Here is a 341-nt window from a genome sequence, read left to right on the forward strand (position 1 = left end):
CTAATGCAATACGAGAATTAAGGGAAGAATTAACTCTTGAAAGTACCTGTCCATATTGTGATATTCATGAAATGGAATTTGATTCATCCTCAGTAGATCATTTTATTCCTAAATCTCGGTATCCATTACTAGCTATTTATCCCAAAAACTTAGTTGTTGCGTGTTCTGCTTGTAATGATAGAATAAAGCAAGAAAAATTGTACTTACCTATTATGCATCCATATTTTGATAATTTAGATGATTATTTTTATTTTACTTATAAAAATGATAGCATTGAAATTGAATTCTTTGAACAAATTTCATTTTTAGATAAAGAAAAGGTACTTAATTTCTTCAAACTC

Annotated in this window: 1 protein-coding gene; it reads left to right on the top strand. The window is 27.3% G+C overall.

The features are described 5' to 3' along the window. Positions 1–341: HNH endonuclease (locus V7077_RS17220; RefSeq protein WP_335504132.1), on the top strand; the 341-nt coding region annotated here is incomplete at both ends.

Source organism: Neobacillus vireti, from assembly GCF_036962465.1.
GTDB classification, from domain to species: domain Bacteria; phylum Bacillota; class Bacilli; order Bacillales; family Cytobacillaceae; genus Neobacillus; species Neobacillus vireti_B.